This is a genomic window from Nostoc sp. DedQUE09 (assembly GCF_034530915.1).
GTDB lineage: Bacteria > Cyanobacteriota > Cyanobacteriia > Cyanobacteriales > Nostocaceae > Nostoc.
Genome location: NZ_JAVRCE010000058.1, coordinates 1 through 21,424 on the forward strand (window position 1 = coordinate 1; position 21,424 = coordinate 21,424).

Sequence of the window (21,424 nt, forward strand, 5' to 3'; positions counted from 1 at the left end):
ATGACTTTATTCTTGAAGCTCTTTTCTATGCAGCTTCAATGTAAATTGATATTAATCTAAATAAATTCTGGCACAAATGAGCGAAATACTTCTTGTAGTAGACATGCAAAACGGTTTTATGTCTGAGAAATGCAGACATATTATTCCTACTGTTATTAAACTAATTGAGCGATTTCTAGCAGATGGAAAACTCGTTAAGTTCACAAGATTTATCAATACGGCTGATAGTAATTATGTCAAACTAATTCATTGGTCAAGATTGATGCAAGAATCAGAAACAAGCATTATTGATGAACTTCAGCCATATATAAATAATGTTTTTGATAAACATTATTACTCTGCATTTACGGAAAGTTTTTCGAGTTTTATTTTTCTCAATCAAATCAGTAAAATATATCTTTGTGGGATTGCAACTGATAGCTGTATTTTGAAAACAGCAATTGATTCTTTTGAGCGTGGTATTGAACCAGTGATTATCGAGGATGCTTGCTCTAGTCACGGTGGTCAGCAAGCACATAATGCAGGTATTTTTTTGCTGAAGCGTAATATAGGAAAAAACCAAATTAAGATGACTGATGAGATTCTTCAGGAGATGTCATAAGCCTTGTCTTGCATGATCGCTAATATCCTGAAGCTGTTGCGATGCCTACGGTGTCACTGAGCGCAGCCGAAGTGCGGGCTGTGCCTACACAAGGGTTAGTCTTATAAACGTAGTCCGATGTTTGAAAGCTTAGTCATGAAGAGATTAATAAAATTGGAGCTTTTGTACAATTTAATCGAAAGTTATGCGAAGAACAAGGCTCTGGCTTAGGACTGGCTATTGTTTAGCATATAGTTAAATTATATGGTGGTGAATTGACAATTGCTAGCATTCCTGAAAAAGGAACTACTGTAAGTGTTAGTTTGCTTTGCTAGAGGATGCTGACAAATATCACTACAGTAAAATACAAATTTACAAAATAGTAATTCAAGCAGTAAAGGGAATCTATCTTAATCTATTAGGGGATTAGTTATATTCCGTAGTTTGAAGTACGCTTTTTCAACACCAGGTTTGGACAACATGACCCTGCAACTGTTGTCCAAACCAAGGTGTATTTTGCGAAAGTGTATAAAGATTTTTCCGTTCGACTTTCCAGGGTTGCTGGGGATCAAATAAAGTAAGTTCTGCTGGTTGATGAGGTACGATCGCACTTACTTTTTGCCCTAAACACTCCGCTGGATTGGTACTCAATGCCCGCCATAATTCTAAAGCTGTAAATTCCTCAGTTTCAACAAGATATTGCCACAGTAAAGGTAATGCTAGCTCTAAACCAATTGCCCCAGCGGGTGCTTCGGCAAAGGCTTGAACTTTTTCTTCGTAGCTGTAGGGTGTGTGATCGATAGCGATCGCATCAATTACACCCGCACGTACCCCTGCACGCAACGCCGCCATATCACTGGGAGTACCTAAAGGCGGGTCTAAATGCAAGCTGGTATGATAACTCTTAACTGCTTTGGTATCAAGTAAAAGGTGCATCCAGGTGGTGCTGGCGGTGATCGGTAAAGCAGCCGCCTTAGCTGAAGCAATTAATTCCACGCTGCGAGCTGTAGAGACACGCATGATATGGACTGGTGTGCCGATAGTTGCCACCAATTCAAGCATAGCAGCGATCGCAGTTGTTTCAGCGCTGGCGGGGATTGGGGGTAAACCAAAACGGAGAGCATCTTTTCCTTCTCTCATTACACCATTCGCTGCTAACTGGCGATCGCTAGGCCAAAATGCGACTGGTTTGCCCAAAGGCTGGAGATACTCTAACACTCGCCGCACCAGCGCCAAATTTTCTAAGGGCTTACCATCAGTAAAACCAATAACTCCAGCCGACGCTAAATCTGCCAATTCCGTCATCTGCTTCCCAGCAATATCTACAGTGATCGCACCCCAGATATGAAGCAGGGGAGCAGGGGAGCGGGGGAGCAGGGGAGACAAACTCTCCTCTGCTCCTCTGCCCCTCTGCCCATCTGCCTCTCGGTCACTGAGCGTAGCCGTTGGCGCAGCCTCTCGTAGAGAAGTGCTGCCCCTCTGCCTCTCTGCCCTCTTCTGCTGCAACTGTGCCACAAGCGCAGGGTTATCAATAACTGGAAATGTATCGGGTAAAATGCTAACTCTAGTAAAGCCGCCAGCAGCAGCAGCTTGTAAGAAAGACAAGAGGGTTTCTCGTTCTTCAAAGCCAGGTTCACCAGAGTGGCTGTACAAATCCACTAATCCAGGGCCGAGAACTAATCCTTGACAATCTCTGATTTGAGTATCGGAACTGATGTCAGAAATGTGCGAAGCCACTTCTCGGATATAACCATCAGCAATCAGCACATCAAAGAGTTCGTCGATTTCAGAAACAGGGTCAATCACTCGTACTTTTTGCAGCAGTTCAGTCATAAAAGTTTTTAGTTATGAGTTAGGAGTTAAGTAGGTAGGCATAATTAAACATCAAGTAAAATCCTAGTTCATAGCGAGCGATTCATCGCTCAAAGCAAGGATTCTTAGGACTAAAGTCCTGACTACAAACTTTAATTTATTTACGTCTAGCTACTTAATGAGTTATTTGTTCTTCAGTCATTGCTTCTAACTTTATTCCTCACTCCTAACTCCTAACTCCTTCTAACTCCTCACTCAGCACTCCTCACTCAGCACTCAGCACTCATTACTCAGCACTCAGCACTCACAACGCTCCCGCTGCTGTTTTATCTAGTACGCCTCCACCAAAGTGATAGGTGATATTCATCGCTTGCAGTACTGGTAAACCTTCGATGCCAGCAGGGTAGTCGATAACACTGACTGCACCATTACCCTGACGAAAACTCCAGAAGTTTTCCAGCGATAAACCCAGAACGTGACAAAGCAAGGTTTTGTTAGTAGCGTCATGAGCTACTACTAATACAGTTTTGGATTGATTATTTGATGCTGCTTGCAGAATTGACTGCCAAGCTGCAACGCTGCGTTCCCACACCTGTTGCAAGTTCTCGCCTTCAGGCATTTGCACTTGCGTTGGTATCAGCCGCCATCGCTGCAATTCTCCCGGAAACTCTTGTTCTATCTCTGTTTCTAATTTTCCTTCCCAGAGACCATGACTGATTTCTCTTAAACCATCTTGCAATTCTAACTTTACATTAGGATGTTGTTTTAAGATAATCTCTGCTGTTTCTTTCGGGCGCAGCATGGTGCTACTTACAGCAAAATCAATGTCTACGTTTTGAAGAAATTTAGCTGCTTTTTGCGACTGTTGTCTACCGTTGTCGTTGAGAGGGACATCAATTTGTCCTTGAAACCTGGTTTGGCGATTCCAGTCGGTTTCACCGTGACGCACTAGTAACAATCTTACTCCTTGATGATCCGGTCGCAATGAGGGTAAAGTTTCTCCGGTGTGTTGCGTCTGATTTAAGGATTCTAGCTGGACTGGTTCGCCCAATCCTCCAGCAAAGTTTAATACGGTGATACCACAGTTAGATTGCTGTATTGAATGGTAGCGACTGGGAGGAATTCCTAACGCTGTGCTAATTAGGGCGCGATTAATTCCGTTATGTCCCACAATCAGAATAGTTTCGCCTTGATGTTGAGACAAAATTTCTTGCCAAAACTGCCGTGCTTGTTCGTATAAAGCAAGAACGGGAAAATGTTCTCTTGTCCCTTGTGCATCATTAAGCAGCATCCGCAGTTCGTCGGGGTGTTGATGCCAAGTGCGGTAATCTTCGGCAAATTTTTCTTTTACTTGGGCAGTTAACAGCCCTTCCCATAAAGGCAGGTCGATTTCTAGCAGCAAATCAGAAACTTGGAGTACAGCAGATTGTTCAGTATGAGTAGCTAACTCACTATGGATAATATCTGCTGTATGTTTTGCCCGTTGTAAAGGGCTGCTGTAAATCGCATTAAATAAGATATTGCTGAGGGCTTTGCCTACAAGACTTGCATCATTACGACCTTTTTCGGTTAATGTTGACGCATCAGTGCGTCCTTGGATACGCCGCTCGGTGTTATAACCGCTTTGACCGTGGCGCACAATGATGACACGAGTCATCTCAAAGCCCTCCTCTTATCTTGACGATTAATTTTACTGCAAAACGATTGCATAATTATCGACTCAGGAGGGCGGATTGAGTCTAGTGCAAAATTTTATTCTGGTAGAGGAGGCAATAAAATCGGCTAAAACTGCGATTGTCTGAACGATATTTTCTAATAAAGCTGTTTTGATTTAAGTAAAAAAACAAGACTGAAAATGATGTGGAAATAATTTCGGAATTGTGCCTAGTACAATATCTAACCTAGTAATGAAAAGTTTGTAGTAAGCACTTTAGTGCTTAAAAAATTCAAGACTAAAGTCCTTACTACGAACTTGTTGACCTTACTAATTGAAACTTTACAGGTTATTAGCAAAGATTTTGGGCAACGCATAATTAATTAAAACTACAACGTCAGCCTTTATACTTGCTTATTCTCTCCCTATATCTAACTGTACTTGCAATCCATCATTATCATTGCCTGACTGAGCCGGCGCTAAGAAAACTGAAGTGTCTGGCTGTGATAATGATTCGTTAAAGCGGATTTGGGCTGGAGCTTTATTTTCTGTTCTATTATTGTTGGAAAGACTTGCTGGATTAGTTTGCTCAAAAAAAGTTCTAAAGTCATCTTGGGCTGTTTTGCGATCAATTCCAACTAGAGAATCACCAGTTAATCTGTATTGTCCGGGATTTGGGTTTGATGCTGGTGATTGGGCGTAGACTTGGCTGCCTAAGCTTGCAAAGGCTGCCGTAATCCCCAAGAAAGCAATAACTTTGGCGTTCATTTGTCTTACCCCAATTATTTTTAATATTGCTTGTCTATTATTCTCTGGGAAAATTATTTTGATTAACTCTATTGTTAGGTTCAACTATAATAATTTTATTGCGTATATACTTAGCGTGTCAATGATTTTTGCTGTTTTAGGGATTAACAAGTTATAACTTTGGCATCTCTTTGAAAGTCGGATTATCTGGTTCAGTTTTTTAGCGATCGCACCTAAGTTCGTTGAGCTAATACGTCAATATTAAATTAAGGATATTTAACAGTGGGACAAAAGCGATCGCTTGAGTGAAGCTGTTGAATAACCATCACGACAATTTTTGTTACAATCTGACAAATTTGTTACTAAAATAACAAGTTTAGTTACCATCACTACGATTTTTGTTATAAACATCATAATTTTCGTTACAATATTACAAATTTACTTACCATCACTACGATTTTTGTTACAAACATCATAGTTTTAGTTGATATTGCTGAGATTATTGTTACAAGCGACACCAATTTCTGTGGATTTTACGCAACCAAAATTACGCTTTGGTAAGGCAAGCTAGCTCTAGAACACCATAAAAAGAACATAATTATGCCTCGTCAGAAGCGTACATATCGCGTTCTAGAAAAAGCTGAATTGAGAATCGCCGGACTCAAAGCAATCGATCCCAGTATGGATTTTGGGGATGCTCGCAACTTGCAAAATGTCGCACAAGTCATTCAGCAATACCGCAGTAAAATAGATGCTTATAATACAACTTTGGCTGTGATTGACTCTTACAAAAACGAGATGAAAGAGTTGGAAAAAACTTTGAGCGATCTGAATGAAAAAATGCTCCTGGGAGTTGCCTTTAAGTACGGTAAAGACAGCCATGAGTATCAGATGGCGGGTGGTGTTCGCAAAAGCGATCGCATCCGTAAAAGCAGAGCAACCCGCTTGAAATCAACTTCAGAAGAAACAGCTATTAAGGATGTTAAAACTGCATAAAAAGCATCCTCAAATTAAAGCTTGTTGTTAGCAAGATTTTAGGCATGAGCAGGAGTGCAGCAAAGTAGAACAAGAACTGCTAATCGCTGTCATGCTTGAATTTTGCATCATTTTTTTTGTCTAGAACAGCAAAGAAAGCAAAACTTCAGTGATTGTTCTGGTGTGTATTTTACTTTAGTCATCAGAAGCTTTACGTAAATATATTGATGAACCTATAAGTAAATTCAGTAAAATCCGTGAGGTTTAACAGATAATGACTAATTAAAATTACCTTTAAATACAGTCAATATCTGTTCTAATAAACAACTTTGTAATAATACATAAATTGTTTATAAGTAATTATTGTTCAATACAATTTTATCCCCTGATGAGCGACTTAAATAACCAAAAACTAAACCTTAAATTCTATCAGTTGCGTTTACTTCCATATCTAGCAATTGGTTCTTTAATTTTTTATTTAAATTCTTATCTAGATTTAAACTACATAGTTAAAGGATATTTAGTCTTAATGGAATGTCAACTATGTATAATCGTTATTTACTTTTTGACAGCAAAAATCACTAGCAAAACAGATAAATAATCAAAAAAGGTCAAAAAGTTTGGTTGTATTGTATGCCAATAGATATTTATTAGAGTTAATTAAGGAATAAAATACTATGAAGACTAAATCTACAGCAATTATACTTTGCTTTTTTGGTGGCTGGCTAGGAATCCACAAATTTTATTTAGGACAAAATGTAGCAGGTATTTTGTACTTATTGTTTTTTTGGACTTGTATTCCATCTTTAATAGCCTTTGTTGAGTTCTTCATCCTAGTTTTAATGCCAGATCCCGAATTCAATACAAAGTATAATCAAGGCATAGCAAGCGCAGGTGGAGCCGTATCTGCAAAAGATGCAACTAGTGCGCTAGCTGATTTAAAAAATCTTTTTGATTCTGGAATAATTACCGCAGAAGAGTATGAAGAAAAGCGGCAAAAGCTTCTGAAATCTTTGTAAATTAAAATCATCAGTTGATTTACCGTGTCACAATCTAAATCTTGGTTTCAGCAAACTCCTGCTTGGGTATGGTTATCATTAATCCCGACATTGGGAGGATTTGCCATTGCCTATGCGGGTTATAAATCTAAGACTAAAACTTGGGTTGTCATCGGGATTAGCACCTCTGTTTTAGCTTTAGCTTTATCGGCAAATAGTTTAGCAGTTGCGATCTGGATGGCTCAAATTGGCGTTGCATTCTATCTCAAGAAGTCTTATTTAGTCAAAACCTATCCCAAGAATTTACCAATTCCGGAAGAACAAGAGCTAGCAAATTTAGTTGCAAAGACTCGTGATAAAATAGATATTAATGAATGCTCTAAACACGAATTAGTTACTTATTTAGGGCTACCGATAGTTTATGCAAATAATATTGAATCGTTACTGAATGAAGGATATGTTTTTACTCATGTAGAAGAGTTAATAGAAATAGCCGGAATTCCTGAAAAGCAGGTAACTCGAATTACACCGCTAATTACTTTTAGCTACAACTATAAAAAAGAAGCTGATTTTTCTTGGAAACGATTAAACACATATTCAACTGATGAATTAATTACCTGTGGATTAGATGGAGCGATCGCACAACAAATTGTTGCCGAAAGGCAGCAACGAGGTGAGTATAAATCATTGATTGATGTGAAGCAGCGCACTGGATTACCATTTAATACTTATCGTCATATCGCTTAGAGGCTGTTTGCAAAGTCATGATTAGACTTCTTGCAAAAGTCGGGGTAAAGGGGAAGGGAAAAAGGGTAAGTAAACTCAAAATCCTTACCCTTTATTTTTTTAGCTCTCTTGCAAAAATATATTTTTGCAAGAGGTATATTGATGTATCAAATATTTTTTACCCCACCCTAACCCTCCCCTTATAAAGGGGAGGGAACCGGATTTTCTTGTTTCCCCCCAATACATCGGGGGGATTAAGGGGGGTAATAATTCGATTAAAATTGCAATATACCATTAGACTTTTTTTACCCCACCCTAACCCTCCCCTTATAAAGGGGAGGGAACCGGATTTTCTTGTTTCCCCCCAATACATCGAGGGGATTAAGGGGGGTAATAATTCCATTAAAATCACAACATATCACTTTTCAAACAACCTCTTAGACTTTCCATTCCTCCGCCTTTTTCCAAGGAAGTTTGACAGTAAATCGACTACCTTTACCTAACTGACTTTCGGCGTGGACAGTTCCACCGTGCAACTCGACAATTTTTTGCACCATCACCAATCCTAAACCACTGCCTGGAGAACGATGGTTAGAGGCAGTTTCAACTTGCACAAATGGTTGAAATAATTTAAAAAGGTCATCAGAAAGCATCCCAATACCAGTATCTACCACACTGATAAAAATATATTCATTGGTAGAATTTGGCTGGACTTCAATCCAAACTTCGCCTCCTTCTTTAGTAAACTTGATCGCATTACTCAACAAGTTGATAAATACTTGGCGAATGCGGCGTTCATCGACTTGGATGGGTTCGAGTTCTTCAGGTATTTCTGCCCTCAAACGGATATTTTTCTGCAAGGCTAAATCTTTGACAGAACTCAAGCAGAAGTCACATATTCCCTGAATCGAAGTAGCAGCTAATTGCAGTTCTATCTTGCTGGATTCGGTGTCGGTAACGTCAAGGATTCGGTTAATTAATTCTAGTAGATCCTTACCGCTAGATTCGAGCATATCTAGCGATTGGCGCTGTTCTTCACTTACAGGGCCGTACACTTGATCTTTGAGTGCCTCTGTGATTCCCAAAATTGAGTTTAAAGGATTTCTCAGATCGTGGTTGATGTTTACTAAAAAGGTTCTTCTAGCACGATTTGCGACTTCGGCAATTTCTTTAGCCTCACGTAGCGCGGATTCTGCGCGTTTGCGATCGCCTACTTCTAAAGTTAGAGCGACAATTTCTGCGATTGCTCTAATAAAGTTTTGCTCGCTCTGTTCCCATTTCCGAGGAATATCAACCTGTTCAGACAATATTGTTCCCACCATTTTCCCCCCAACCCAAAGACTGGTATCAATTAAGGAGACAATATTATTTGGTTCGAGCAATTTATCCCATAATTCTTGTACCCGTGGATCGGTGCGAGTGTCGGAGGCGGCAATAGTACCAGAAGCTAATAGGGCTTTAAAGTAGATGAAATAATCTGTAAGGTTGCGTTCTAAACCTGCCGAATGTTTCTGATTGCTACGTTCATAGAGGCTTATGCATTGTAGCTTGGTGCGTTGGCGCAGCCCACCGTCGTCATCGCTATTGAATAACCATACACTCACTCGTTCTACTTCTAAGGCATTGGCTGCTTTTTCTGTGATAACTTTGAATGCTGTTTCCAGATTTCCTTCAAAAATCGCTTTGTGATTTGCCAGTTCTGTTAGTACTTGATGATGCTGGGCTAGTTTTTGCTCACTGTTAATGCGTTCTTCAACCTTGTGCTGTAATTCTTGAGTTCGCTGCTTAACTTGCAGTTCTAAATCTTCATTTTTGCTAATCAGTGTAGTAAAGGTTTTGCGTAAACTTTGCGCCATTTCATTAAAAGATCCACCCAGCACCTCTAATTCTTTAATGCCTTGTACTTTCACCACTGAGTCTTCGCTGTTGGTAAAATCAGTTAAATCTTTTGTCGCCCTGCTGAAGTGCAAAATTGGCACAGTAATCCACCGGGCGGTGACAATCCCCAATATAATCGCTAGTCCCAATGTTCCCAAACAGAGAAAAATTGTAGTTTGAATGTTGCGATTAATTTGCTCCATAAAGTCTGCTTCTGGGACAGCCACGATAATCAACCAGTTGACATTTTGTTCGCCCTCGAAGGGTCTAACTTCTAAAAATTGTCGTTTGCCGTCAAAGGAAAAATCTAGTTGCTGTAAAGTTTGAATTTGGTCAAAGTTATTAAATTTAGTTTTTAAGTATTTAGCGATTGCTTGAGTCAAAGAATTCCCGCTCTGGGAAGCTTTCAACCTAATAGGTTTACCATTTTGGAAGCGGAATGGTTCTTCAGTTGTAGAACTTGCAACTAATAGCCCCGATCGCTCGATAATAAAAATTTGCCCAGACTTGCCAACTTTGATGTTTTGTAGCAAATCCCCAATTTGGGATAGGTGAGTGAGAGTGCTGTTGACTCCGAGTAGTTCACCTTGGGAGTTATAGATGGGAAGAGAAGCACTAATTAAAAGTGTTGGTTCAGTGCGGGGTGTAAAAATCTGACTAAAGCTGAATTTTTTAGCGGTAACTGCTGTGAGATAATCAGGAAGCGATCGCGCATCATAGTTTTTGATTACCTCTGGTAGTTGAGTACGTTCACCTTGAGAGTCAATTCTGTAAGTGTAGAGATCGTATCCAGTTGACTTTCCGGCTTTTCTGAGTAAAGATTGGCGATCGTTGAGCTTCTCCACCGCTAGATACTCTTGCTGTTCATTGCTTGCAGCTATTGCCAAAGCATCTGGAAAAATCTTTAACTGCTCTATTAAGTATGACTCCCAGGTTGCCAGATTTTCTATGTTCAGCAACCCCATATTAATGAGATTTTGATTACTGCGTAATACCTGACGCGGCGTTGCCAAATAAGTTTGTAAATTCTGCTCGACTCGATTGGCAACTTCATGACGCAATTCGCTAGCTACCTCATTGACTGCCTTTTGCCCATTGTGGATTGATAAGTATGCAGTCAATCCTACAGCTAGCAGAATTTGCAGTACAAACAACGCTACCAAAATGCGATTTAGAGCTACGCCTTTAAACAGGGAAAAAACATTATCTTGCCCAGTATTTTTATTCATCTGCCCACTTCCCCTTCCTGTCCTGTAGTACTGAGTACAACACCTCTAGTTTGCTGTCCTGTGGGCCTATGTATGGTTTGTACTCGGTCGGATCAAGTGCCAATATACCATTTCTGGTAAAAGAACAAAACGTTACATAACTGCACCTGTAAATTTTACCAGCCAAAAATATGACTAACGTCTATCACAAAGACAAAGACGCGATAAATCGCGTCTGGCATTTTTGAATAAATCTAACTGTAGACAGATGAAATTTGAAACGCTACTGTTATCAATAGCGTGTTTTTTGGCGTTCAGGCTATCTTCTAGTTTAGGCGCTAAAGAAAAGGAGTTAATCATTTAAATATTGCTCCTAATTTTACTGCATCCTGCCCACAACCAGCCCAAGACATAGGTTTTATCACTCATGCTGAACGTATCCACTCACAATTCTCAACAAAATCAGCAATTAATTGACAATACTGACTGGAACGTTATTGAAACGGAGTTTAATCCGACGCAGTTACATCACAAAGAAACTGTTTTCACTCTTGGTAATGGGTTATTAGGAGTGCGGGGTACATTTGAGGAAGGATATCCCCAAGATTTTCCAGGCGTACTCATCCACGGTGTTTATGATGATGTGATAATTACTCATACCGAACTGGTAAACTGTCCCAACTGGCTGCCATTGGTGGTGAAAGTAGCAGGCGAACGCTTTAGTATGGACAGTGGTGAAATTCTCAACTACGAACGTCGGCTTGATTTACGCTTAGGTTTAGTTAGCCGTGATGTGCGGTGGCGTAGTCCTAATGGTCATACTCTAGATTTTCACTTCGAGCGTTTCGCCAGTTTAGCAGACCAACACGTTTTGGCGATTCGCGCTCAAATTACATCGGTAGACTTTGAGGGTGAAATTACCGTTGAAGCTGGATTTGACAGCAAACCACATACCCAAGGCGTCAAACATTGGCGAACTTTAAATCAAGGTGGCATAAATCAGATTATCTGGTTAAACAGTACAACTCTTCACTCAAATATTCAACTTGGGATGGCAGCTAAGTTAGTGGTAGATGGTGATGAGACTGCACCCGTGAGCGTCGAAAATACTTCTACTTCTCCCACTTTGACAACCACTTTAGAGTTATATCCCGGAAAAACGGTAACTGTAGAGAAAATTGTCACCCTGTTTACTTCACGAGAGACAGAAATCCCCATTGCTGCCGCCTTAGAAAGACTTGCTGAAGAACCGAGATATACTACGCTATTGGCAGCTCACATTACTGCATGGGAGCAAGTGTGGCAAGACAGTGACATTATTATAGAAGGCGATCGCTTGGCTCAATTGAGCGTCCGTTACAATCTCTTTCAATTACTAGCTGTAACGCCGCGTCACGACAGTCGGGTAAGCATTCCTGCCAAAGCTCTCTCTGGTTTTGCTTATAGCGGACATATCTTTTGGGATACAGAGATATTCATCCTACCTTTCCTCACCTTAACTCAACCAGCTCTAGCACGTAACTTGCTCACCTACCGCTACCACACCCTACCAGGAGCCAGACGCAAAGCTCAAGAAGCCGATTATCAAGGAGCGATGTATGCTTGGGAAAGTGCTACTACTGGCGATGAAGTAACTCCGCGTTGGGTTCCAGCTCCCAATGGTGAATTAATCCGCATCTGGTGCGGTGACATTGAAGTGCATATCACCGCAGATATCGCTTATGCAATTTTGCACTACTGGCAGACTACCAACGATGATGACTGGATGCGCGATTATGGCGCAGAAATTATTCTTGATACGGCTGTTTTCTGGGAAAGTCGGGTGCAGTGGAACCAAGAGCGCCACAGCTATGACATCCTAGATGTAATTGGCCCCGATGAATATCACGATCGCGTCGATAATAATGCCTTCACTAATCTCATGGTACAGTGGCATTTGCAGTCAGCTTTGGCGCTGTGGGATTGGCTCAAACAAGCTTACCCTGAAACCTCAGCACAATTGGTGCAAAAACTCAACTTAACCACAGAGCGTCTGCACCACTGGGCAGAAATTCAAGAGCGTCTATTTGTCAATGAAGATGCTCAAACTGGTTTAATTGAGCAATTTGAAGGCTTTTTCCAGCTAGAAGACGTTAACCTAGCTGATTACGAACCGCGCAGCAAATCTCTGCAAGGTTTGTTGGGAATTGAAGCTACCAGCCAAAAGCAGATTCTCAAACAGCCAGATGTATTGATGCTCTTGTATTTACTGCGCGAACGTTATGACCATCAAACTCTCGCCACCAACTGGGACTATTACACCCAACGCACCGACCACAGTTATGGTTCTTCATTAGGCCCAGCCATTAACGCTATCTTAGCTTGCGACCTCAATCAACCAACTGAAGCTTATACACACTTTCTGCGATCGGCCTTGGTAGACTTAGAAGATGTGAGACTGAACGCTGCCGAAGGAATTCACGCCGCCAGTGCTGGAGGAGTATGGCAAGCAGTAGTTTTTGGGTTTGGCGGCATTCGCATGACTCAATTTGGCCCCATTGCCTGCCCCAATCTACCACCCAACTGGACGCGTTTGAAGTTTCGCCTGCAATGGCGTAACGAGTGGTATGACTTTGACTTAGGAGCTGAGACAGAAGTTAAAGTTCCCACCTTGGCAGATACAGGCTCGAAAATTGTCTAATATCATGTCCGTATAATTAGTTATGATTTACCACAGTCATTGCACCCCACCCCCAGCCCCTCCCCGCAGGCGGGGAGGGGAGACAAAGCATAGCTTTGGCGGGGTGGGGTTATTCAGGTTTAATAAGTAATCAAGCGGACATGATATGACTGGGCTATATCGAAATAGTAGTCCACGCAGGTGGACTTTGGTTTGTCTAGCTGGCGACTTCCAGTCGCCCAATACTTTTAAAACTCCACTTCTAAAGGAAAAATTGCGGTGAAAGTAGAGCCAACACCTACTTGCGAGGCTAGGTTAATTTGACCTTGCAATAGTTTTACCAACCGTGAAACGATCGCTAATCCCAATCCCGTACTATCAGGAAGATAGGGGCGATCGCTAGAACTGACGCGAAAGTAAGGTTCAAATATCTGGGCTTGGTTTTCGGGAGCAATGCCAACTCCAGTATCAGAAACTGCGATCGCCCATCTTTGATTCTCCAACACCTGACACATGATAATAATAGTCCCCAACTCTGTATAACGAATCGCATTACTAAGAAGATTTGTAATAATCTGTTGTAATTGAAAAGAGTCTGTAATTAGCTTTTCGGGAGCGCGATCGCAATCGACAACGATTTGTAAATTTTTTCCCGCAGCTAAAGGTTCCAACATTTGACAGACATTATCGATTAATTCCCGCACATTGGTAGGCGCTAATTGGATTTTTATCTGTCCTGCTTCATAGCGGGAAAGTTCTAGTACATCATTGATTAAATGGAGTAACTGTCTACCATTGCGTAGTACCCGCTCAATATGTTCTAAATTAGAATAGTTCTCTTTTATATCAGCCTTTCGTCGTTGTTGGCGTAAAAACAGATCGGAATAACCAATAATAGAAGTTAAAGGATGTTTTAATTCGTGGGCTAATTGGGAAAGATACTCTTGATTGGCGCTAATTAATCGCGTAAGTTCCTCATTATGGAGCGTTAGTGATGCTTGCAACTGCTGTAATTCCCGCAAGCGTTCCTCAACATAACTCTTAAAACATCGAGCGATCGCTTCGTCTATAATAGCGTCAATCAAACGCATGGAACGAATTATCTCTGACGGGATTCCCTCTAATAAATCTGGTTGTAGAGCATCAAATATTACTGTTCGTAGCAGATGATATTCTCTGGCAATTTCTGCTGGATCAAAGCCCTGTTCGGCTCGAATAGCTCCATGTTGAAAACTGGCAGTAACTATTGACTGAATATCATTATCCTGATGTTTTGAAAGCACTGTCACCATTGCTTTCAAAACATCAGGGATGTGATCCTTTACCGCTGTGTAAGATAGGTCATCAGCACTTTCAATCCGTCTATCCTTACGAACTGCTAGAATCCATTTATCGAGGATGGTATCCGTTTTTTCAGCCAGTACTTGACTAAAATCCATTATGTTAAATATCAGCTAGGAGATAGATGAGTAAACTTCCATATCCAATTAGTTTAGCGAGTGCAGTGGGCTTTTACCAAATTTAACAATTTAGTTCACCTACCAAAAGGAATAAATTATACATATTATTTTTTTACTAATTAAATAGTTGTGCATAAAATTTTACCAGTATATTCGTTTTCTATTAAAAAATATTAATTAAGCACGTAACATTTTTAATACTTGGCTTCACTATCTTGTTTAGCTGTCTGTTCGAGGAGTTAACTCACACCACAACTAAACACGTAGATTATATTTGTTACTAGTGACCAGTTAAAAATGCTTAATTAAAGTATTAAAATAAACAATACTTCTCAGATGATAGATGGCTTTTACTGAGCATCGATGTTATATTGTGCATAATTTAGTATCCATTAGAGTAAGTCAGCCTAATTCAGCGTGTCACAGTGCATAACGCTGGAGCGGAGGAACCAAATTGTGGGGCGTATCTCATAGAAAGTGAGGAGTTAAAAGTGAGAAGTGAAGAGTTAACTCAGCACTCAGCACTCGGTACTCAGCACTCTAAAAAGAAGGGCATCTCTCAGCCCTAGCCCGTCAGCTAACTTCGTAGGCATTGAGAAAAGACTGAAGAGACGGCATTTTTTTATAATGTTCCGATCTCATCGGTGTCCAAGGCTGGTACTGCTCGGATTCTTTGTACCTGCACTTAAATCTGTTGAGGTTGTAAATGATATTCCAATTAAATTTAGCAGCGATCGCTGCGATCGCTGGACAAGCTGCTTGGAAAAAGACAAAACCTGTCGTCGTTAGAGATGTCTTCTTTCTACCTGTATTGGGGTTCTTGGGAATAATTGTGCTGTGGTGGATTGTTGCACTTGCCAACCATGAATTGATGCCCACCCCACCAGAAGCGTTAATTGCTAATTTAGACTACATCTTAAATCCCTTCTACCAGCGAGGCCCAGGGAACTTGGGAATTGGTTGGTTGTTAATAGCAAGTCTGCGACGGGTATTAGTAGGCTTTTTGTTGGGTGCGGTAGTAGCGATTCCTCTGGGGTTTCTAATTGGGATGTCCAGACCGGCAATGCTAGCGCTCAATCCGATCATTCAAATTTTTAAACCTGTATCGCCCCTAGCTTGGCTACCCATCGCCTTAGCAATTTTCAATTTAGCAGATCCTTCAGCCATTTTTGTCATCTTTATTACTTCCCTATGGCCAACAATTATTAATACCGCTTTAGGAGTTTCTAGCGTTCCCAAAGATTATTTAGATGTGGCACGAGTGTTGGAAATGCCACGTTGGCGGCGGATTACAAAAATCATTTGGCCTGCAAGTTTGCCGTATATTTTTACAGGTTTACGAATTAGTTTAGGCATAGCTTGGCTGGTAATCGTCGCCGTGGAAATGCTCACAGGTGGTATTGGTATCGGCTTCTTTGTCTGGGATGAATGGAGTCGCTTAAACTTGAGTTCAGTCTTTTTAGCTGTGTTGGTAATTGGTGTAACTGGGTTAATCTTAGATTTTGCCGTGGACAAAATCCAAGAATTAGTAACCCATCGCCCTAAAACTTCCAACTAACAAAATTCGGCTGCTATCAAAACAGCAAGATGAACCAGACTCTGTGCCTGGAACGTGATAATTCATCACCAATGGAGCTACAAGAATGGGTGATATTAATTGGACTCGACGAGATATTATTAAAGGAATAGGAGCAACAACGGCGGGAATGGCGCTGTCCTCCTGTGGGATTTCAGGAGATAGATCAGCTAAAGGATTGACAGAAGAAGCCTTAGCTGTGCAACCAGTAGTTAAAAGCGGCGACTTAGAAAAAGCCGATCTGACAGTTGGTTACGTTCCCGTTAATGATTGTGCGCCATTTGCGATCGCCTGGAAAAAAGGCTTCTTCCGCAAGTATGGTTTGAACGTTACACTCAACCGCGAAGCCAGTTGGGCCACCTCCCGCGATGGTGTAATTTTTGGTCGCCTGGATGCTTCACCCGTAGTATCTGGTGCAGTTACTAATGCCAGAATTGGTGCTGAAGGCGCACGCCATGCCCCCTTGTGTGCAGCCATGACCATCCACCGCCACGGTAACGCCATGACCATGAACAAAGCCATGTGGGATTTTGGGCTACGTCCGTGGTACGAGTATCAAGAAAAATATGGCGATGGTGCTTTAGAAGCCTTTGGGCGCGATTTCCGAGGTTACTTTGACAAGCAACCGGCAGAAAACAGAGTTTGGGCAGTAGTATTAAGTTCCTCCATTTACGAATACTTTATCCGTTACTTATCCGCTGCCGCAGGTGTTGATCCCCTTAAAGAGTTTCGCGTCATCATCGTTCCACCCCCCCAAATGGTGACAAATGTGCGGATTGGTGCAATGCAAGCTTACATGGTTGCAGAACCTTGGAATACGCGAGCAATAACAGGTAACGAAAATATCGGCTTTACCTTCGCACAAGGTAAAGAAGTCTGGTTAGGACACCCAGATCGGCTTTTAGGCGTGATGGAATCTTTTATCGACAAATATCCCAAAACCTATCGTTCCCTAGTCAAGGCGATGATTGAAGCCTGTCAGTATTGCAGCAAAGCAGAAAACCGCCAAGAAGTAGCCGAACTGATAACAGACCGTTCCTTTACAGGTGCTAGACCTAAAAAGAAAGATGCCCCAATTGCGAAATTTACAGGTCCGGCAATTCTCGGCGATTACAACTATGGCGGCTTTGACGGTAAAGACCGCACCATCAAAGCTGCTGACACCACAATTTTCTTCGATATTCCTGACAACATTCCCAAACAGCCAGGAGAACACTCCACATTCTTATGGAGATCCAGAAGTATGTGGTTGATGACACAAGCAGCGCGGTGGGGACAAATAAAGGAATTCCCCAAAAATGCCGATAAACTAGCAGAACTTGGCTGGAGAGCAGATTTATATCGGGAGATAGCATCTGAAATGGGCATTCAGTGTCCCAAGGATGATTACAAGGTCGAACCACCAGAAGTATTTATAGATAAGAAAAGCTTCGACCCCAGCGATCCGGTGGGCTATCTGAATAGTTTTGCCATCAGGGCTAATGCTCCCACTCAGTTTTTCATGTCTTAAATTCCAAGTTCAAATATTGACTGATGACTAAATTATTTCTGGAGCATTTTGATGATGGAATATACCTCATTACCTATTAATACTCAGACCAAAGTTATGCCCCGCCGCGGATTTTTAGAAATTGAAAATTTAGTCAAGTCTTATCCGACACCTGATAAAGATAACTTTGTCGTTTTAGATGGCGTTAATCTAACGATTGATGAAGATGAATATATTTCTGTAATTGGTCACTCTGGTTGTGGGAAATCAACTCTACTAAAGATAGTAGCGGGTTTAGAGAAAGCGACTTCCGGCTCAGTGCGGCTAGATGGAAAAGAAATCCGTGAGCCAGGAGCCGAACGGATGATGGTATTTCAGAATTATTCGCTGTTACCTTGGTTAACAGTGCGAGAAAATATCCGTTTAGCTGTCGATGAAGTGTTAAAAAATGCTAATCGATCTGAGAAAATTAGCATTGTAAATGAACACTTGGCAATGGTAAACTTGACGGCGGCGGCTGACAAATATCCCGATGAAATTTCTGGAGGTATGAAACAACGAGTAGGTATTGCCAGAGCTTTAGCAATTCGTCCCAAAATGTTGCTAATGGATGAACCTTTTGGGGCACTAGATGCACTAACTCGTGGTAAATTGCAGCGGCAGGTATTGGATATTTGGGAAAATAATCGTCAGGCAGTGATGATGATTACCCACGATGTAGATGAAGCAATTTATATGTCCGATCGCATCGTCTTAATGACCAATGGCCCAGCTGCTAGTATAGGAGAGATATTAGAAGTTCCTTTTGAGCATCCACGCGATCGCGCCGCCATGCGAAACTCAAAAGAGTATTTTGAACTCCGCAACCACGCCCTAAATTTCCTCGATCGATATTTTGCCCAAGACGAGTAAATTAGATTATCATTTTTTTAGTGGGTAGCCTAATTCAAATTCATGAAAGCTGAATTTGGAACGGAGGAACCAATGTTTGGGGCTAATCTTGCAGAGAGCGGCAATTTAAGAGTAAAAAGTTTTAACTCAGCACTCACCACTCAGCACTCAGCACTCTTAAGAGAGAGACACCTTCCAGTCTTAGCCCGTCAGCTAACTCCGTAGGCAATGGAAGGAACCCCCAAGACTTTGGCTGTAATACAGTTATTATTGGGGTTTCCTTGACTGATTTAAGATTTGAAATTTTGGTTCTCGTCACTCAATCTAAAATCCAAAATCCTTCGACTGAGTGTAGCCGAAGCCCAAAATCTAAAATTGGTCGCCCTGCTTCTCATTACTAATTCATTTCATTGGGAGAAGTAAAGCTGTGCAAATTAAGCCAATGTTAGCGCGTCTGCAAAGTGCCACAGGTCGAGATGACTTAATTGAACAAATGGTACTGTTGCCAGAACCAAAAAAACCTTTTTCTCAAAAACCTCAAAGCTCAAAAGCAATTAACTTAATTGTTGCTTATGACGCATCTCCTAAAAGTCATACAGCATTAGATATTGCTTTTTGGATTGCCCATCAAACGCGTTTAGCCACTAATGCAGAAGTTACGGTTCAAGCCGTTTATGTAATAGAAGATAATCAAAGTAGTCAGTATCCAAATATCTTGACTTTTCCACAACAACAGCCTTCATTGGAATGTGAAGTTAGTCTGGTATCAAAGTCTGTCACACAGGTATTAACTCAACCCAAGTTACAGACAGCTATCACTCCCCTACAACAAGCGGATATAATTCTCTGGCAAGCACGGAGTTTGGCTGAAGAATGGCAAGGTTCCTTTAAATCTCACCTGCGGTTTGGCTCTATTGCTATAGAACTTAACAAAGTTGTTGAATCAGAAGCTGCTGATATTCTATTTCTAGGTTGCAACTCTGTTAATCATCCCATGATTGAGGCTTTAGGTTCTAATTTCCCCTGTGCTGTTCTGGGTATTCCCAGTTGTATTGAGGAATAATTGCTGTTTGAAATTTAAGTAATTTTTATTATAGATAAGCCACCTAAAACTAGGTGGCTTTTTCACTACTATGCAATAGACCTCTTGCAAAAATCTTTGAATCACCCCTCCCCAACCCTCCCCTTGTGAAGGCTACGGTGTACACAAAAATCGAATTACCCCCCTTAATCCCCCCTTATAAATGGGGGAAATCAGATATTTTGTTCCCTCCCTTTTATAAGGCTACGGTGTACACACAAGTCTAAAATAGTTTACTCACTTGGTTTTTCATGTCAGTTTTACCCCACCCTAACCCTCCCCTTAGAAAGGCTACGGTACAAGTCGAATTACCCCCCTTAGTCCCCCCGATGTATTGGGGGGAAACAAGAAAAATCCGGTTCCCTCCCCAATACATACGGGGAGGGTTAGGGTGGGGTAATTCGAGAACTGGTAGTAATTCGATAACTTGTGTGTACACGGTAGCCCTTTTATAAGGGGAAGGTTAGGGTGGGGTAAAACCTTGGTTAATCAACTATTTCAGACTTATGTATATACAAGGGGGGTCGATTCGACTTATGCAAGAGGTCTAATTAATTAAACTCAGGAAGGTAAGTGTAGAAGACTAACACTCTTATATTCTGTTGTAACATCTGGTAAATCAGTACAAGAGCAAGTTGCTCCATATTTTGGTAAGTTCGTAATCAGAACTTAAGTCCTGACTACGAACTTAATTAACATGTCATAATCCGTGTGGCATACTAGTAGCCAATCAGATGTAAAACGTCGCGCAGGACGCTATAACCAGCTAAATCCCAAAGTAAATAAGCAAGGAATCCAATTGCCGCCAAGCGACCATTCCAAATTTCCGCTTGAGGAGTCCAACCAAACAAAAATGCATTGCGGTCTATACCGTTGTATTCAGGTGCTACAACTGGTAAATCGGTAGAAGGACGAGTTTCTTGAGTTGCCATTTTTTTCTCCAAATTTTACTAACTTTTTAAGTCTTTAGTTTCTAGTAGCCAATCAGATGTAAAACGTCGCGTAGAACGCTATAACCAGCTAAGTCCCAAAGTAAATAGGCAAGAAAGCCAATGGCTGCCAAGCGACCATTCCAAATTTCAGCTTGGGGAGTAAAACCAAACAGAAATTCATTGCGATCGCGGCCATTGTAAGCTTTAGCAATAGGTGGTAAATCAGTAGATGAACGAGTTTCCATTGTTTGTCCCTTCTAAATCAAGTTGGTTTTCTATTCTTTGAATGCTTTTCTAACTAAGTCAAGCGCAAAATTTCATGCACAACGCTATAGTCAACTAAGTCCGAAAGTAAATACGCAATAAAGCGAATTATTGCCAAACGACGTTTCCCTATCTCGGCTTGAAGAGTTTGGGCAAACAGAAAATCATTGCGATCGCAACCATTGTATTCTGTTCAAATTATTGGCAAATGTCTGGAAAACCAAGTTGCCATTTTTTGACCTCAACGATTCGTTTGTTAACTTTAATGTAGCTATTCAGAACTAGAATTATTTCTGCCTATAGGTAGAAACCACAAGCATTTCTTATGGACGACGAACACAAAGGTATTGTTAAAAATAAATCCACCTAGAGAGGGTGATAAAAAATAGATATTTAAATAAGTTTCAATTATTATCTGGAAGCAAACTAGTATTTCAATAGAATCACTCGCTATAAAGTAAACAGTTAAAATTAAAAATTAGCGTTACATAATA

General features: G+C 41.1%; 18 protein-coding genes and 2 riboswitches. Of the genes, 10 read left to right on the plus strand and 8 right to left on the minus strand.

Translation table 11 applies throughout. The features are described from left to right. Positions 1 to 76 precede the first annotated feature (76 nt). On the plus strand, positions 77 to 601 hold the full coding sequence (locus RMY27_RS27320; protein WP_322667996.1) for an isochorismatase family cysteine hydrolase: 525 nt from the start codon (positions 77 to 79) through the stop codon (positions 599 to 601). A gap of 438 nt (positions 602 to 1,039) precedes the next feature. Here RMY27_RS27320 and RMY27_RS27325 read toward each other — a convergent pair whose 3' ends face one another. The 3 genes from RMY27_RS27325 to RMY27_RS27335 form a co-directional block, all read right to left on the minus strand. Further along, a complete protein-coding gene (locus RMY27_RS27325; RefSeq protein WP_322667997.1) occupies positions 1,040 to 2,413 on the minus strand; it encodes a dihydroorotase in 1,374 nt (457 codons plus the stop codon). A 283-nt stretch (positions 2,414 to 2,696) separates the two neighbouring features. Next, positions 2,697 to 4,049, minus strand: a complete 1,353-nt coding sequence (locus RMY27_RS27330) for a histidine phosphatase family protein (protein WP_322667998.1) — start codon at positions 4,047 to 4,049, stop codon at positions 2,697 to 2,699. 411 nt (positions 4,050 to 4,460) lie between these two features. Then, the gene (locus tag RMY27_RS27335; protein ID WP_322667999.1) at positions 4,461 to 4,814 is read right to left on the minus strand and encodes a hypothetical protein; all 354 of its coding nucleotides are present in this window, start codon (positions 4,812 to 4,814) and stop codon (positions 4,461 to 4,463) included. Between the two features lie 579 nt (positions 4,815 to 5,393). Between RMY27_RS27335 and RMY27_RS27340 the strand changes: the two genes are divergently transcribed. The 3 genes from RMY27_RS27340 (at position 5,394) to RMY27_RS27350 (ending at position 7,513) form a co-directional block, all read left to right on the plus strand. Beyond that, on the plus strand, positions 5,394 to 5,789 hold the full coding sequence (locus RMY27_RS27340; RefSeq protein ID WP_322668000.1) for a hypothetical protein: 396 nt from the start codon (positions 5,394 to 5,396) through the stop codon (positions 5,787 to 5,789). A 656-nt stretch (positions 5,790 to 6,445) separates the two neighbouring features. After that, positions 6,446 to 6,787, plus strand: a complete 342-nt coding sequence (locus RMY27_RS27345; protein WP_322668001.1) for an NINE protein — start codon at positions 6,446 to 6,448, stop codon at positions 6,785 to 6,787. Positions 6,788 to 6,811: 24 nt separating this feature from the next. Then, on the plus strand, positions 6,812 to 7,513 hold the full coding sequence (locus tag RMY27_RS27350) for a helix-hairpin-helix domain-containing protein (RefSeq protein WP_322668002.1): 702 nt from the start codon (positions 6,812 to 6,814) through the stop codon (positions 7,511 to 7,513). A gap of 416 nt (positions 7,514 to 7,929) precedes the next feature. On the opposite strand, the gene RMY27_RS27355 is transcribed toward RMY27_RS27350, so the two are convergent. Both RMY27_RS27355 and RMY27_RS27360 read right to left on the minus strand, forming a co-directional pair. After that, a complete protein-coding gene (locus RMY27_RS27355) occupies positions 7,930 to 10,599 on the minus strand; it encodes an ATP-binding protein (protein WP_322668003.1) in 2,670 nt (889 codons plus the stop codon). A gap of 174 nt (positions 10,600 to 10,773) precedes the next feature. Then, complete coding sequence (locus RMY27_RS27360) at positions 10,774 to 10,938, minus strand: hypothetical protein (RefSeq protein ID WP_322668004.1); 165 nt, start codon at positions 10,936 to 10,938, stop codon at positions 10,774 to 10,776. A gap of 67 nt (positions 10,939 to 11,005) precedes the next feature. Here RMY27_RS27360 and RMY27_RS27365 point away from each other — a divergent pair, with 67 nt between their 5' ends. Further along, complete coding sequence (locus RMY27_RS27365; protein WP_322668005.1) at positions 11,006 to 13,258, plus strand: glycoside hydrolase family 65 protein; 2,253 nt, start codon at positions 11,006 to 11,008, stop codon at positions 13,256 to 13,258. Positions 13,259 to 13,485: 227 nt separating this feature from the next. Here RMY27_RS27365 and RMY27_RS27370 read toward each other — a convergent pair whose 3' ends face one another. Continuing rightward, the gene (locus tag RMY27_RS27370) at positions 13,486 to 14,676 is read right to left on the minus strand and encodes a sensor histidine kinase (RefSeq protein ID WP_322668006.1); all 1,191 of its coding nucleotides are present in this window, start codon (positions 14,674 to 14,676) and stop codon (positions 13,486 to 13,488) included. 415 nt (positions 14,677 to 15,091) lie between these two features. Beyond that, positions 15,092 to 15,304, plus strand: a riboswitch (cyclic di-AMP (ydaO/yuaA leader). Between the two features lie 99 nt (positions 15,305 to 15,403). Between RMY27_RS27370 and ntrB the strand changes: the two genes are divergently transcribed. From ntrB to RMY27_RS27390, 4 genes are all read left to right on the plus strand, one after another. After that, positions 15,404 to 16,255, plus strand: coding sequence for a nitrate ABC transporter permease (ntrB, locus tag RMY27_RS27375; RefSeq protein WP_322668007.1), 852 nt, complete (start codon positions 15,404 to 15,406; stop codon positions 16,253 to 16,255). An 85-nt stretch (positions 16,256 to 16,340) separates the two neighbouring features. Then, positions 16,341 to 17,783, plus strand: a complete 1,443-nt coding sequence (locus tag RMY27_RS27380; RefSeq protein WP_322668008.1) for an ABC transporter substrate-binding protein — start codon at positions 16,341 to 16,343, stop codon at positions 17,781 to 17,783. 54 nt (positions 17,784 to 17,837) lie between these two features. Next, complete coding sequence (locus RMY27_RS27385) at positions 17,838 to 18,674, plus strand: ABC transporter ATP-binding protein (RefSeq protein WP_322668030.1); 837 nt, start codon at positions 17,838 to 17,840, stop codon at positions 18,672 to 18,674. Between the two features lie 37 nt (positions 18,675 to 18,711). Next, a riboswitch (cyclic di-AMP (ydaO/yuaA leader) is annotated at positions 18,712 to 18,893 on the plus strand. Between the two features lie 202 nt (positions 18,894 to 19,095). After that, positions 19,096 to 19,716 carry a universal stress protein gene (locus tag RMY27_RS27390; protein WP_322668031.1) on the plus strand — a complete coding sequence of 207 codons (621 nt, stop codon included), beginning with the start codon at positions 19,096 to 19,098 and terminating at the stop codon, positions 19,714 to 19,716. Between the two features lie 737 nt (positions 19,717 to 20,453). Here RMY27_RS27390 and RMY27_RS27395 read toward each other — a convergent pair. Together RMY27_RS27395 and RMY27_RS27400 are read right to left on the minus strand one after the other, a co-directional pair. Then, entirely contained in the window at positions 20,454 to 20,666 is a 213-nt protein-coding gene (locus RMY27_RS27395) for a high light inducible protein (protein ID WP_094350426.1), read from the minus strand. 41 nt (positions 20,667 to 20,707) lie between these two features. Beyond that, positions 20,708 to 20,911, minus strand: a complete 204-nt coding sequence (locus tag RMY27_RS27400) for a high light inducible protein (protein WP_322668009.1) — start codon at positions 20,909 to 20,911, stop codon at positions 20,708 to 20,710. A gap of 130 nt (positions 20,912 to 21,041) precedes the next feature. On the opposite strand from RMY27_RS27400, the gene RMY27_RS35630 reads away from it, so the two are divergent. Then, on the plus strand, positions 21,042 to 21,215 hold the full coding sequence (locus tag RMY27_RS35630; protein WP_416212370.1) for a hypothetical protein: 174 nt from the start codon (positions 21,042 to 21,044) through the stop codon (positions 21,213 to 21,215). The last annotated feature ends 209 nt before the right edge of the window (positions 21,216 to 21,424 follow it).

What these genes read in the sequence shown, in the direction of transcription:
- RMY27_RS27340 (WP_322668000.1), top strand. Translation starts at nt 5,394, where the DNA reads ATGCCTCGTCAGAAGCGTACATATCGCGTTCTAGAAAAAGCTGAATTG.
- RMY27_RS27365 (WP_322668005.1), top strand. Translation starts at nt 11,006, where the DNA reads ATGCTGAACGTATCCACTCACAATTCTCAACAAAATCAGCAATTAATT.
- RMY27_RS27330 (WP_322667998.1), bottom strand. Translation starts at nt 4,049, where the DNA reads ATGACTCGTGTCATCATTGTGCGCCACGGTCAAAGCGGTTATAACACC.
- RMY27_RS27320 (WP_322667996.1), top strand. Translation starts at nt 77, where the DNA reads ATGAGCGAAATACTTCTTGTAGTAGACATGCAAAACGGTTTTATGTCT.
- RMY27_RS27370 (WP_322668006.1), bottom strand. Translation starts at nt 14,676, where the DNA reads ATGGATTTTAGTCAAGTACTGGCTGAAAAAACGGATACCATCCTCGAT.
- RMY27_RS27385 (WP_322668030.1), top strand. Translation starts at nt 17,838, where the DNA reads ATGGAATATACCTCATTACCTATTAATACTCAGACCAAAGTTATGCCC.
- RMY27_RS27390 (WP_322668031.1), top strand. Translation starts at nt 19,096, where the DNA reads ATGTTAGCGCGTCTGCAAAGTGCCACAGGTCGAGATGACTTAATTGAA.
- RMY27_RS27325 (WP_322667997.1), bottom strand. Translation starts at nt 2,413, where the DNA reads ATGACTGAACTGCTGCAAAAAGTACGAGTGATTGACCCTGTTTCTGAA.
- RMY27_RS27400 (WP_322668009.1), bottom strand. Translation starts at nt 20,911, where the DNA reads ATGGAAACTCGTTCATCTACTGATTTACCACCTATTGCTAAAGCTTAC.
- ntrB (WP_322668007.1), top strand. Translation starts at nt 15,404, where the DNA reads ATGATATTCCAATTAAATTTAGCAGCGATCGCTGCGATCGCTGGACAA.
- RMY27_RS27380 (WP_322668008.1), top strand. Translation starts at nt 16,341, where the DNA reads ATGGGTGATATTAATTGGACTCGACGAGATATTATTAAAGGAATAGGA.
- RMY27_RS27345 (WP_322668001.1), top strand. Translation starts at nt 6,446, where the DNA reads ATGAAGACTAAATCTACAGCAATTATACTTTGCTTTTTTGGTGGCTGG.
- RMY27_RS27360 (WP_322668004.1), bottom strand. Translation starts at nt 10,938, where the DNA reads ATGATTAACTCCTTTTCTTTAGCGCCTAAACTAGAAGATAGCCTGAAC.
- RMY27_RS27335 (WP_322667999.1), bottom strand. Translation starts at nt 4,814, where the DNA reads ATGAACGCCAAAGTTATTGCTTTCTTGGGGATTACGGCAGCCTTTGCA.
- RMY27_RS27355 (WP_322668003.1), bottom strand. Translation starts at nt 10,599, where the DNA reads ATGAATAAAAATACTGGGCAAGATAATGTTTTTTCCCTGTTTAAAGGC.
- RMY27_RS27395 (WP_094350426.1), bottom strand. Translation starts at nt 20,666, where the DNA reads ATGGCAACTCAAGAAACTCGTCCTTCTACCGATTTACCAGTTGTAGCA.